Annotated in this window: 10 protein-coding genes; 6 read left to right on the top strand and 4 right to left on the bottom strand. The window is 47.0% G+C overall.

The features are described from left to right. The first annotated feature begins 123 nt into the window (after positions 1–123). Positions 124–576, top strand: coding sequence for an acyl-CoA thioesterase (locus R7E00_RS05625; RefSeq protein ID WP_005374933.1), 453 nt, complete (start codon positions 124–126; stop codon positions 574–576). Between the two features lie 1,327 nt (positions 577–1,903). On the opposite strand, the gene R7E00_RS05620 is transcribed toward R7E00_RS05625, so the two are convergent. Then, complete coding sequence (locus tag R7E00_RS05620; protein WP_005374929.1) at positions 1,904–2,122, bottom strand: VF530 family DNA-binding protein; 219 nt, start codon at positions 2,120–2,122, stop codon at positions 1,904–1,906. A gap of 132 nt (positions 2,123–2,254) precedes the next feature. Here R7E00_RS05620 and R7E00_RS05615 point away from each other — a divergent pair, with 132 nt between their 5' ends. Next, positions 2,255–3,178: a LysR family transcriptional regulator gene (locus R7E00_RS05615; RefSeq protein ID WP_262606203.1), complete on the top strand. Its 924-nt coding sequence runs from the start codon at positions 2,255–2,257 to the stop codon at positions 3,176–3,178. On the opposite strand, the gene R7E00_RS05610 is transcribed toward R7E00_RS05615, so the two are convergent. Beyond that, positions 3,175–3,465: a putative quinol monooxygenase gene (locus R7E00_RS05610; protein WP_005374925.1), complete on the bottom strand. Its 291-nt coding sequence runs from the start codon at positions 3,463–3,465 to the stop codon at positions 3,175–3,177. The two genes, R7E00_RS05615 and R7E00_RS05610, sit on opposite strands and share 4 nt — an antisense overlap. Positions 3,466–3,534: 69 nt before the next feature. Beyond that, a complete protein-coding gene (locus R7E00_RS05605) occupies positions 3,535–4,188 on the bottom strand; it encodes an oxygen-insensitive NAD(P)H-dependent nitroreductase NfsB (protein WP_005480118.1) in 654 nt (217 codons plus the stop codon). A 167-nt stretch (positions 4,189–4,355) separates the two neighbouring features. Here R7E00_RS05605 and R7E00_RS05600 point away from each other — a divergent pair, with 167 nt between their 5' ends. Then, positions 4,356–5,819, top strand: a complete 1,464-nt coding sequence (locus R7E00_RS05600) for a helix-turn-helix transcriptional regulator (protein ID WP_172840014.1) — start codon at positions 4,356–4,358, stop codon at positions 5,817–5,819. A 129-nt stretch (positions 5,820–5,948) separates the two neighbouring features. Further along, complete coding sequence (locus R7E00_RS05595) at positions 5,949–8,606, top strand: alpha-amylase family glycosyl hydrolase (RefSeq protein WP_162497036.1); 2,658 nt, start codon at positions 5,949–5,951, stop codon at positions 8,604–8,606. Between the two features lie 85 nt (positions 8,607–8,691). Here the strand turns inward: R7E00_RS05595 and R7E00_RS05590 are convergent, their stop codons facing one another. Beyond that, positions 8,692–9,849, bottom strand: a complete 1,158-nt coding sequence (locus R7E00_RS05590; RefSeq protein WP_005374901.1) for a D-alanyl-D-alanine carboxypeptidase family protein — start codon at positions 9,847–9,849, stop codon at positions 8,692–8,694. Between the two features lie 210 nt (positions 9,850–10,059). Here R7E00_RS05590 and R7E00_RS05585 point away from each other — a divergent pair, with 210 nt between their 5' ends. After that, a complete protein-coding gene (locus R7E00_RS05585; RefSeq protein WP_213907549.1) occupies positions 10,060–11,355 on the top strand; it encodes an alpha/beta fold hydrolase in 1,296 nt (431 codons plus the stop codon). A gap of 455 nt (positions 11,356–11,810) precedes the next feature. Then, positions 11,811–12,791, top strand: a complete 981-nt coding sequence (locus R7E00_RS05580) for a rhodanese-related sulfurtransferase (RefSeq protein ID WP_047102398.1) — start codon at positions 11,811–11,813, stop codon at positions 12,789–12,791. The last annotated feature ends 48 nt before the right edge of the window (positions 12,792–12,839 follow it).

The raw sequence follows: 12,839 nt of genomic DNA, 5'->3' as shown, positions 1-12,839 counted from the left end.
ATTTCATTTCACATTTTAAAAACAATTTTATTACATATTAAATGATTACATCTAGAATAAATGCTCAAAGTGATAAGTCGCGTCGCAATTTGTGGCAAAGCAGATGAAAAAGGAGCAATAGAAATGGACACACTGTTAAAGGACTTTCCCGTTATCACAGAGATAAAAGTCGCATGGGGTGAAATGGATGCTCTGCAACACGTTAATAACGTGGTCTATTTTCGCTACTTCGAGACCGCACGTTTAGATTACTTCAACAAAATTAACCTGCTGGTCGACCTGCAGACCTCGCAAATTGGGCCAGTACTGAGCGAGACTCAATGCCGCTACAAATTGCCTGTTACTTACCCAGACACGCTATTAGTCGGTTCTCGCGTAATCGACATGCAAGAAGATCGCATCACAATGGAGTACCAAGTGCTGAGTAAGAAGTGGGGGAAAATTGCGACCATCGCGACCGCCACTGGTGTGATGTTTGATTTTAAGAACAACGTTAAAGCTGCGATTCCAGATCACGTTCGCCAGTCGATTTTAGACTTGGAAGGAACCGTGGGTAGTACGCATCATTTGGAGTAGCAAGAAACGAGAGATTAAAGGCGAGGTTCCCGACAGCGCTCCTTCATCGCTATCGGGAATGATGCTGAGGTACCATTCCAACTTACGCAATAAGAAAACTAGCGTCATTCTAATGAGCCTAAGTGAATCATTCGAAACCTCGCTAAACGTAACAGCAGCGCGACTCTTCCAGCCTACGCGATAAGAAAGCTACGTCATTCTAGCGAGCCATAGCGAGACTAAGAATCTACTTACCGCTTGCTGCAGACCATAAAGCCATGAATAAACTCAATACAATCTGAGAGTAGATTCTGAATCACGCTCGTTCCTCGCTGTTCAGAATAACAGTTCGAGTTTGGCTCTGAGTTCTACAAAACCATCTAAAAAAGCGATTCCAGACAAGCCTAAGTGACCATCCGGAATCTCGCTTGAGACGCATCAGCAGCGCGACTCTGCCAGCCTACGCGATAAGAAAAGCTACGTCATTCTAGCGAGCCATAGCGAGACTAAGAATCTACTTACCGCTTGCTGCAAACCATAAAGCCATGAATAAACTCAATACAATCTGAGAGTAGATTCTGAATCACGCTCGTTCCTCGCGGTTCAGAATGACGATTCGAGTTTGGCTCTGACCTCTACAAAACCATCTAAAAAAGCGATTCCAGATAAACCTATGTGACCATCCGGAATCTCGCTTTAGACGCATCAGCAGAGCGACTCTTTCAGCCTACGCGATAAGAAAAGCTGCGTCATTCTAGCGAGCCAAAGTGAGACTAAGAATCTACTTGCCGCTTGCTACAGACCATAGAGCCATGAATAAACTCAATACAATCTGAGGGTAAATTCTGAATCACGCTCGTTCCTCTCGGTTCAGAATAACAGTTCGAGTTTGGCTCTGACCTCTACAAAACCATCTAAAAAAGCGATTCCAGATAAGCCTAAGTGACCATCCGGAAAATCACTTTGGACGTATCAGTGGAGCGACTCTTCCAACCTACGCGATAAGAAAAGCTGCGTCATTCTAGCGAGCCAAAGCGAGACTAAGAATCTACTTGCCGCTTGCTGCAGACCATAGAGCGATGAATAAACTCAATACAGTCGTGAGGGTAGATTCTGAATCACGCTCGTTCCTCGCAGTTCAGAATGACGGTTCGAGTTTGGCTCTGAGCTCTACAAAACCATCTAAAAAAGCGATTCCAGATAAGCCTAAGTGACCATCCGAAATCTCGCTTGAGACGCATCAGCAGCGCGACTCTTCCAGCCTACGCGATAAGAAAAGCTGCGTCATTCTAGCGAGCCATAGCGAGACTAAGAATCTGCTTGCCGCTTGCTGCAGACCATAGAGCGGTTAGCAGAATGTCTCGATGTACAGCGCTTCCACCTTATCTCTGGCCCATTGCGTTTTACGCAGGAACTTCAGCGACGATTTGATTGAAGGATCTTTCTTGAAACAGTTCACACGAACGCGCTCATACATGCCATTCCAACCAAAGTGTTCAACTAGTCGGGTGACGATTTTCTCTAAACTCAACCCGTGAAGTGGGTTATTCGGCTGCTGTTGACTCATGCTATTGATCCGGTAAAGTGAAGTTGCGCGCTAATCTAACTCAAACTCGCCGTGCAACCTAATGTTTTAACCTTGAATTGGCCTACGACTCTCCCCTATAGTAGCCCAAACTTCTTAAAAGCCCTTTTCACAATGAAAGCCCTCAACGACCTCAATATTTTTGTCGAAACCGCGCGCCAAGGCAGCTTTTCAAAAGCCGCTAACAGCATGGACATGACACCTGCCGCCATTAGCGCATCGATTAAGCGTCTTGAAGGGCAAATCGGTTTCCCGTTGTTTGTGCGTTCCACCCGAAGCCTGCGTTTAACCTCAGAGGGCGAACTGTTTTTAGACAAAACCACGCAAGCGTTGGCAACATTGCAAGAGGGGTTGGATCAGATCTCAAGTGCGCGCGGGGAGTTGTCTGGTCAGCTGCACATTACTGCACCCTCCGATTTTGGTCGCAATATGTTGCTCGATTGGGTGGATGAGTTCATCGAACTCTACCCAAATGTTTCCATTAAACTAGAGCTGTCCGATAGCTTGACGGATATGTATACCAAGCCTGTCGATATTGCGATTCGCTACGGCGAACCGGCCGACTCCAATCTGGTCGTATTGGCATTGTGTGGGTCAAACGAACGGATATTATGTGCATCGCCAGAGTACGTAGCTACACATCCAGAACTCACCTCTCCTGCCGATTTAACGCAACACAATTGCTTGTGCTACATGGTCGCGGATTCGGTCTACAACAAATGGACGCTCATGCGTGGCAGCGAGAATGAACAAATCGTGGTCAGCGGTAACTTGTTGAGCAACGATAGTGACTTGCCACACCGGTTAGCGATCAAAGGCAAAGGCATTGCGAATAAATCATTGATGGACATCAGCCGAGACTTAATCGAGGGAAGATTGGTGCGAGTGTTACCAGAGTGGGATTGCGGCCCAGTGCCGCTCTACATGGTATGTGCCGATCGTCGATTATTGACGCCAACGATTCGGACTTTCCGCGACTTTATCCAACAAAAATGCTGCCAGCAACGCGCCAACGTGCTGGCAACCTTCTGTCATTAGGCGATAAATCGAAGAGGACGAATCTGGGTATATTCAACCCAATCGTTCTCTTCCAATGTTTCAAGAAACGTCGCCATATGCGGGCTTTGCAAATGCTTATCCAAGGCCTCTTGCGATGCCCAGATTTCTTGGAACATAAATAGGCCATCAACTTTTTCGTCGAGATACAACTCGTATTGGCAACAGCCTTCTTCTTTGCGAGTTGGCTCTAGTAAACCAGCAAGCAAATTCACCACCTGATCCTTACTGTCTGGATAGGCTTTCACTTCTGCGACTAAGTGGATCATCGTTTTATCACTCTTTTCCGATTTATATATTGATTACAAGGTTCTACGTCACCTGCAAGTAAGCTCGAATTAGATCTCGGTGAATACGGTTTCTGCGTCCCAGCGAGACTTTGGCGTTTTCGCGTTGAAGTCATCTTCCGCGTGGTAGCCAAGCGGCACGATTACAACGCTGGTGTAACCTTTTTCACGCAAGCCAAATTCTTCATCCAGCACTTTGGGATCAAACCCTTCAATTGGCACTGCATCGATTTCTAACGTCGAAGCACCCAGCAGCAACGTACCCACGTTAAGGTAAACTTGTTTCTCCATCCAATGGTTCGCATCTTTCAGATCAAAACGGTGCATGTTCACAAAGTAGCTACGACCACCGCGCACAGCCGCTTTCGCTTCTTCGGTTGGGAATCGGCCATCTTTTTCTTCTTGCGCCATTAGCGCTTCAATGTAGTCGTTATCAATGCCTGTTTTTGCACAAAACACCAATACGTGAGATGCGTTGAGAATCTTCGCCGCGTTAAACGCGTAATTCTCTTGCGCCGCTTTAGCGATGCGCTGTTTGCCTTCTTCTGTGCTTGCCAGAATGAAATGCCAAGGCTGGGAGTTCACACTCGATGGACTAAAACGAATCAGCTCTTTAACTGCGTCGATTTTTTCTTGAGGTAGCTTGCGCGTTGGGTCAAACACTTTCGTTGAGTAACGAGATTTTGCAGCTTGTACGATATCCATGAGGCTCTCCAGTTAATGAGTTTAAGCTGAGTAACAGCATAAACTCATGAGATAAAGGGAAAAACCGATTTCGATTAAAAACATTTTCAAAATAAATTTGAAAATAAAACGATAAGAAAGGCTTTGAGCGTTCTCACTGAACTTCTTCATCTTTTCGGCAATAATGCATGTTTGCTCGCAACCAAACTCAACTCATGCTGCCTCAAGATAACGTTATTACATCCTTTCTGTGCAAAAAGCTCGGTCACAATCACCTGAGAATTGCCGGCGAATATTGGCACATTGAGAAGTTGGTGGCCTTGCAATGCATGATGTTGAAAGAAGCGCCTGACCTCCAGGAAGGGCTGCTTTGGTGGAGTAAAAGTGTTTCATTATTCGACCGCCGTTTGTACGTCACATTTCAACATGGTGATGCCCAAATCCATCTGCAAGTCAAATGTAGAACGGCCGATATGCCAAATTGGGCGGAGTCGGTGTTTGGCTTGCTCAAAATGCAATTGGAAATGCTTGAGCTGAGCGAATCAATACAGGTACAAGTTCACGCCAACAATCCACTCGCGGCCGATATTTTTCTAGAGGAAACGCAAGATTCTAAAACGAGTTCAAACGTGTTTGACTTGGTGAAACATGTTTATTTGCTGCTTTCTCACCAGCCAATTGAGCAACCAGAATTACTGAGTGTTTTGAACGCCTTGTTCATCAAAAACAGCAATTACGCGCTCAAGTTAGAGCAAGCGGCAAGGCAACTGGGCGTCTCCAAACGCACCTTGCAACGTCGACTGCAAGAAAAGCAAATGAGCTACTCTCAATGCGTTGATTTCGCTAAAAGAAAGCAAGCACTCACTTTGCTTGCCGACACCCAACTCACAACGCAGCAAATCGCCTATCAACTCGGTTACGAAGAACCATCGAACTTTCACCGCACTTTTCGTCGTTGGTATCCGTTTTCACCTATGCAGTATCGCCAACAATGTTTGGATAACCGAACTCAGCTAAATCAGCAACCGATCCGCTTGTACTACGCCAAAGCCAATACCTTCGACGATAACCACACCGACCAACCTGTCGGCAAAATCTGGATGGAAGTGGACAATATTGCGTTTGAAAAAGTGGTCTCGGTAGAATGCCGTGACCGTGATGGCGCATGGCGGCGCTACCCCGCCTTCTTCGAGCGTTTTTTAAGTCATGGCACCGAACTATGGGCGACAACAGAGCTTCCTGTCGCACATCCACTGACCTTTAGACTGTGTTATGAAGTCGATGGTGAGCGCTACATTGATAACAACCACCAGCGTGATTACGTGGTCTCCAAGGGGCTTTTAATTGGCGCAACGGAATACATTGTCCCGACAAAACAACTTATCCAACTCGGTACACAGTACACCTTGTTTGTGGAACTCGCATGTAGATTAAAAGACGTGGCGAAGATCGATTGCTACGTGGGTGATGCGCCAGCTCCGCACACAATGAGCCAAACTCAGAATGCAGAAGATTACACATGCTGGGCGCTACAACTTCCCCTCACCCAAACGGCTAAACAGTGTCGATTTCGACTCTATGATCATTCTGGTAATGAGTTAGCCAAAGACCATTACCCGATTCAATACCCAATTATGCAACCACTCAGTTAAATATGTAGCACAGTTCAAATTCAGCACTTCGTGACATCATTTCACGTCTTTTTTGGCGTGAAATGACACTCTCAATTTCAAACCTTTGATTTATCGTTTCCGCATTGCTGCACAACGGAGACAAAAACCGTGTTTGAAATCTTACCTAACCCTATGAATAAAATAAAAATACTCCCTATAGCGATCGCCCTAGCTCTTTCTGGCTGTGGTAGCGATGAAACTACGCCAACCGATACAGGAAGCCACGTGGCATCTCCTGATTGGCAAGACCAGATCATTTACTTCTTGATGATCGACCGTTTTAACGACGGCGACAACACGCTTAACGATCAAGGTCAGAATGAATACGATCCTACCTCAGACAAGAAATTCAGTGGTGGAGACCTGGTTGGTGTCAGTGACAAACTGGGCTACATCGAAGACCTAGGCGCTACCTCTATCTGGATTACACCGCCAGTGGCAAACCAATGGTGGGATGCAGAGCAAAACTACGGCGGCTACCACGGGTACTGGGCGCGCGATTTTCAAAAAGTGGATGAACACTTTGGTGACATGGAAAGCTACCAAGCGTTAGCACGCGAAGTGCATGCGCGTAACATGTTCTTAATTCAGGACATCGTGACCAACCATGTAGGCAACTTCTTCACCTACGATGATCCTTACAGTTATGATCCAAGCCTACCTTGCCAAGGCTTCCGTTTGATTAAAAATGCGCTACCCGCCGGGCAAGAACTGCCGTACCCACTCAACATGAACGAGTGTAAAACAGACGGCACAGGCAGCTACCACTGGACGCCGACCATCACCGACCACAACGATCCAGTACAAGAAAAAACCTGGCAGCTCTCTGATTTGGATGACCTTAATACGTCCGATCCTGAAGTACGCGCTTATCTAAAAGAGAGCTACCGAAAATGGATTCGCGAAGTCGGCGTCGACGGATTCCGTATCGATACGGTGAAGTTTGTTGAACATGATTTCTGGAATGACTTCCTACACGCCGACGATGGTGTGATGACGCAAGCGGTTGATACCGGTCGTGACAACTTCCTCACTTTTGGTGAAGTCTTCGAAACATCTACGCCTTACCACACCGAAGGCGAAGAGAAGATGCTGACTTACATCGGCGAAAGCGGCTCGCCGGAGCAGTTAACCTCGGTGTTGAACTTCCCATTGCAAGCAACCATGACTCGCGTGTTTGCAGCAGGACAACCGACCGATTACCTACGCTTCCGTCTTGAAAAAATGATGGCGATGTTCCCGAATCCATACATCATACCGAACTTCATTGATAACCACGATATGCCACGTTTTCTATCGCAAGGCAGTGTCAACGATATGAAGCAAGCTCTGATCACAATGATGGCGGTACCGGGCATCCCTGTGATTTACCAAGGTACAGAGCAAGCGATGTCAGCGGCGCGTGATGCGATGTTCGCCGGAGGGTACCGTGAAGATGGCAACTACGTAGACTCATTCGACCAAAACAGCGAGATGTACTTGTTCATCCAAGAGCTTGCTAAGTTACGTACCGAAAACAAAGTCATGACACGCGGCGAAATGAAAGTCATTGGCAGCGATAAAGCTGGTGCAGGTGTGTTCGCCTTTACCCGCACTTTGGATAACGACGAAGTCTTAGTGGTAATGAACACATCTAACTCCCCAATGTTGATGAACCAACTCGATGTAGAGCAAGCGGGCGGCACCGTCTTCCAACAACAAATCATGTCGAATTGGGCGGACGCTCCAGAGCAGTTAATCGCCGATGAAAACGGTCACGTAACCCTTGAGTTGCCAGCCAAGTCAGCAGTGATTTACTCAAAAACAAGCAGCAATCAATCTGTAGATACCCCAGACCTCAACATCCAACTAGCGCAGGATTGGGAAGGACAAACCATCACTGGTGATATTGTTATCGCGGGTAGTGCGAACGCCAACGAGAAGTTGAACCTCGTCGTCGATGGTAACTTGGAAACAGCGCAAACCATTACTGTAGGTGCTGATGGTCAGTTTAGTGTCACGCTGTCGACTCGTCATTTTGCGATTGGCGAGCAACAGCACCGCTTCGCGATTTATTCCACCGAGAAAAAAGCAGGCATCGAGGACGTGAATTTTGTCTCCAACCTAAGCTGGTCAAACACGCCGGACGACACCATTGATGACGCAGGCGATGCGCAAGATGGCATGGGCGGTCCTAACGGTAACTACTCGCTACCAACGGATCCAACGTTCGATAAAGATAACAGCCAACTCGCAATCAACAAAGCTGAGGTATTTACCGTTGGCAGTAACGTGCGCTTGACCTTCACTATGGACAAGATCACCGATACTTGGTTGCCACCAAACGGCTTTGACCACGTTGGTTTCACCATCTTCATTGATTTACCGGAAGAAGCGGCAACCAACCTAACGGAACTGCCTAAGATCAACGCTTCTATGCCAAGCGGAACATGGAGTCGCAATGCCGTGGTCTTCGGCTGGCAAAGTTCGATTTACAACACTCAAGGCGCAAACGCGACAACATGGGGTGAAGCGGTGACACCAGCACCAATGGTCACGGTAGACAAAGCCAACAACACCATTTCGATGGACTTTGCTAGCGATGCACTAGGCCGCCCAGATTCGCTCGATGGTATCCGCTTCTATGTCACGACTTGGGACTTAGACGGTCTTTCAGCAACTTACCGTCCGCTAGAGCAAGACAAAGGCCCTTGGAACTTCTCCGGTGGCGCATCGGATGAAAGTAAGATTTGGGACGATTTACCAATCATCACCTTGTCGGAATAAACCGTTAAATAAGACACCGCCCAGCGTTATAGCAGGGCGGTCATCAACAAAAGAATGCAGAAAGACACTTCTGCTCGTTTTTATTCTAGTTAAAGAACGATTTCACCCACAGCACCAGACTGTCCCAAAGCTGACCGAACCACGAGCCCTCTTCTACCGCTTGGCTGCTGACCAAGGGATAACTCGCCACGGTACTGTCATCGCTTTTCCAAACGACCTTACCAATCTCATCCCCTTGCGCTATCGGCGCAATCAACGGTTCATTTAACACCACACTCTTATCAAGCCCAGCCGTCATTGAACGAGGCAGAGTGAGATAGGCATCTTTAGCGAAGATCGCCTCAACTTGATTGGCATTACCCTTCCAAACGCGAACTTTAGACTCAACTTGGCCCTGCTTAGCAACTTGCTTGGTGTCATAAAAACGAAAACCATAGCTGAGTAGATTCTTCGATTGGCTGATCCGAGCCTGTTTACTTGGCGTGCCCATCACCACCGAGATAAGGCGCATTCTTCCTTCTTTGGCCGAGCTCACCAAGCTGTATCCGGCATTGCTGGTGTAGCCGGTTTTTCCCCCGTCGACATCAATGGAATTGTCCCACAACAACTTATTGCGGTTGTACTGCGTAATGTCGTTCCACTTGAAGACTTTCTCGCTGTATAGCGCATACACATCGGGAACATCGCTGATGATCGACTGCATGAGTCTTGCCATATCGGTTGGTGAGGTTTGGATGCCATCACTATCAAGACCATGGGAGTTCACAAAATAGGTGTCTTGCAGTCCTAATTTCTCCGCCCAACCATTCATCAAGGCAACAAAGCCGCGTTCACTGCCTGCAACATGCTCAGCCAGTGCAACGCACGCGTCATTTCCTGATTGGATGATCACGCCGCGCATTAAGTTCGCAACACTAATTTCATCTTTCGGTTTGATGAACATTTTAGAAGAACCGGGAAACTTGGCCGACCACGCGTTTTCGCTCACGGTGACAACATCATCCCATTTCAAACGCCCCGCTTTGATTTCTTGTCCAACTACATAAGCGGTCATCAACTTGGTTAAACTCGCCGGAGCAAGGCCTGCTCGCCCGTTATACTCGGCAATAATGGCACCGGATTGAAAGTCCATTAATACGTAGCCTTTTGCCTGTAACTGAGGTGGGTTGGGCGTAACAACGGCAAAAGTAGGTACGCTTATTAAACAAGTCACAATTGTCCATCGAGCCAGTGACACTTTCATCCGACTTCCTCCATGCTCTTACTTTGTCGCAACTCTATTGAGCATAGCTCACTCAACCAGTTGCACCAGTCGCTAATCGTTTCATTTTCTTGAACTTACATTGATTTGACCAAGGTATAGAACTGAAGAGGCAATTGGGAAATAGCGTTGGTTCTTCGCGCCATTCGCAGTAAAGTAGCGCTACCCCTCAATAAGGAAATAAAGATAACAATGAACGCTCAATCATTTATCGACGCAGGATTGCATTACACTCCCCACAGTTTTACCGTTCCTCTGGATTACCAAGACGCAAGCAAAGGCACCATTAGAGTCTTCGCCCGTTCGGTTTGCCTAGTTGGCGATGAAGAATCGACCAAACCTTGGTTGGTTTACTTTCAGGGCGGGCCTGGCTTTCCCTCTCCACGTCAAAACGGCAATAATGGCTGGGTAAAACGCGCCCTGCAAGAGTACCGAGTTTTGCTTCTCGACCAGCGCGGTACGGGCAACAGCAGCGTAATTAATCACCAGACGCTTGCTCACCTCACGCCAGAGCAACAAGCAGACTACTTGAACCACTTCCGAGCGGATAACATCGTGCGCGACGCGGAATACATTCGTGAGCAATTTGGCGTCGAAAAATGGGCGATCTTAGGTCAAAGCTTTGGTGGTTTTTGTTCCCTCACCTATTTGTCTTTGTTCCCAGACAGCTTGCTGCAAAGCTACATCACGGGTGGCGTGCCATCAGTCTCGCGTCATGCCGACGATGTGTATGAAGCCACCTTCAAACGCACCATGGAGAAAAACCAAGCATTCTTCCAACAATTTCCCAATGCACAGCAACTTTGCCAAAACATTGCGAATCACTTGCTAGAAAATGAAGAGTACCTACCAAATGGTCAACGCTTCACGGTGGAACAATTTCAACAAATCGGCATCAACTTTGGTGTGAGTGATACTTTCTTACCAACTTACTATTGGCTAGAAAGCGCGTTGATTGAAGTGAACGGCAAACCACAACTTCGTTATGAGTTCTTAAACGATATGTTGGCGCAGCAAAACTTCCAAACCAACCCGATCTACGCCATTTTGCATGAATCGATTTACTGTCAAAGCTTCGCGTCGAATTGGAGTGCGCACCGCGTTCGCCAAACCCGATCAGAGTTTAATTATGAATCTGGCAAGCCATTTTACTTTACGGGGGAAATGGTCTTCCCATGGATGTTCGACCAATACGTTAACCTCAAGCCACTAAAAGACACCGCAGAAATATTGGCAGCGAAAGAAGATTGGGCTGCGCTGTACGATCAAACACAATTGGCTCAAAACAAAGTGCCTGTCAGTTGCGCCGTTTACGCCGATGATATGTTTGTTGAAATGGATATCAGTCGAGAGACGCTCGCGTTAATACCAAATTCAAAAGCGTGGATCACCAATGAGTACGAGCACAACGGTTTACGTGCCGACGGTGAACGCATTCTCGATAGGCTCATAGCCATGGGTAAACAGACCGCAGCTGCGTTGAAATAAGCAGGACAGACGTTAGAAATACGCCTTTTTAGTATTTGATGAAAAGGCGTTTATAGCGGTTTATGAACAATGGCGATCAGTCATTCACTCTTTGTCCCTAAACCTTTATCCCTCACCACCTCATGTATAAAACTGCGACATGTCCTTTCCTTGTCAATTACTCCGGTGATTACTTGGTGCTTCTTGCGCCTAACTTTTTTGAAGGGCCCAAAACAGCATAAATTTAAACCAAAAGTATCGGCTCCAACCTACCTAACCCACTATAATTAATGCTTATAATTTGAACACATAGCGGCTTCACCTGCGGACATGCTCCCCCTATCAAAGACCGCCAGGCCCCGCCTACTCATAATATCCGTATAATTTGTCCGTATTTCCGACTGGTTTAGTCAGGTATACTTCGTGCCGCTAAAATTTTAAGGTCGTTGACCACCTGTATTTTTAAAGGAAACCTCATGAGTCAGTATGTAGTTTGTGCGCTGTACAAGTTTGTTGAGCTGAATAACTATCAAGAGCTACGCGAGCCATTATTTGCGTTGATGGAAAAACACCATATTCGCGGAACATTACTACTGGCAAGTGAAGGTATCAACGGTACTGTTGCATCTGATCGTGCAGGTATTGATACGCTACTGGAGTGGCTAAACAACGAACCTCGTTTGACTGGCACCGTATACAAAGAGTCGTATTCTGAGACCCAGCCATTCAATCGCACCAAAGTGAAACTGAAAAAAGAGATCGTAACATTAGGTGTTGAAGGTATAGACCCTCGCCACGTAGTGGGTACTTACGTGAAACCTCAAGAGTGGAACGATCTTATTGCTGATCCTGAAGTGTTTGTTGTCGATACACGTAATGATTACGAAATCGAGATCGGGACATTCAAAGGCGCTGTAAACCCAAATACTGAAACCTTTCGTGAATTCCCAGACTATGTAAAAGAAAACATGGACCCGGCAAAACACAAGAAAGTTGCGATGTTCTGTACCGGTGGTATCCGCTGCGAAAAATCAACGGCTTACATGAAAGAACAGGGCTTTGATGAGGTCTACCACCTAGAAGGCGGCATTCTTAAATATCTTGAAGAAGTTCCTCAAGAAGAGAGCATGTGGGAAGGCGATTGTTACGTATTTGACGGTCGTGTTGCAGTGAACCACCAGCTAGAAAAAGCAGATTACGATTTATGTAACGCTTGTCGTCTACCGATCACTGAAGAAGACAAACAGTCAGAATTGTTCGAGCAAGGCGTGAGCTGTCCAAAATGTCACGGCACACACTCAGAAGAACAAATTGCTCGATTCCGCGAGCGTGAAAAACAAGTTGTTCTTGCAGAGCAGCGAGGCGAGCAGCATGTTGGTGGTGAAAGTGCCAAGCAAAGAGAAGCCCGACGTGCCGCTAAGTACGCGCAAAAAGAAGCGCAGCGTAAACAAGACTAAGCCCAACTCTCCTTATATTTAGCGAGCTGCCGTAAGGTGGCTCGCTTT

It is taken from the genome of Vibrio sp. Vb1755, from assembly GCF_033338635.1.
Taxonomy (GTDB): domain Bacteria; phylum Pseudomonadota; class Gammaproteobacteria; order Enterobacterales; family Vibrionaceae; genus Vibrio; species Vibrio alginolyticus.
This window is presented reverse-complemented; position numbering and strand designations above follow the sequence as displayed.

Bases quoted from the DNA above. Each gene is read 5' to 3' on its own strand.
- R7E00_RS05625 (WP_005374933.1), top strand. From the start codon at position 124: ATGGACACACTGTTAAAGGACTTTCCCGTTATCACAGAGATAAAAGTC.
- R7E00_RS05620 (WP_005374929.1), bottom strand. From the start codon at position 2,122: ATGAGTCAACAGCAGCCGAATAACCCACTTCACGGGTTGAGTTTAGAG.
- R7E00_RS05615 (WP_262606203.1), top strand. From the start codon at position 2,255: ATGAAAGCCCTCAACGACCTCAATATTTTTGTCGAAACCGCGCGCCAA.
- R7E00_RS05610 (WP_005374925.1), bottom strand. From the start codon at position 3,465: ATGATCCACTTAGTCGCAGAAGTGAAAGCCTATCCAGACAGTAAGGAT.
- R7E00_RS05605 (WP_005480118.1), bottom strand. From the start codon at position 4,188: ATGGATATCGTACAAGCTGCAAAATCTCGTTACTCAACGAAAGTGTTT.
- R7E00_RS05600 (WP_172840014.1), top strand. From the start codon at position 4,356: ATGTTTGCTCGCAACCAAACTCAACTCATGCTGCCTCAAGATAACGTT.
- R7E00_RS05590 (WP_005374901.1), bottom strand. From the start codon at position 9,849: ATGAAAGTGTCACTGGCTCGATGGACAATTGTGACTTGTTTAATAAGC.
- R7E00_RS05585 (WP_213907549.1), top strand. From the start codon at position 10,060: ATGAACGCTCAATCATTTATCGACGCAGGATTGCATTACACTCCCCAC.
- R7E00_RS05580 (WP_047102398.1), top strand. From the start codon at position 11,811: ATGAGTCAGTATGTAGTTTGTGCGCTGTACAAGTTTGTTGAGCTGAAT.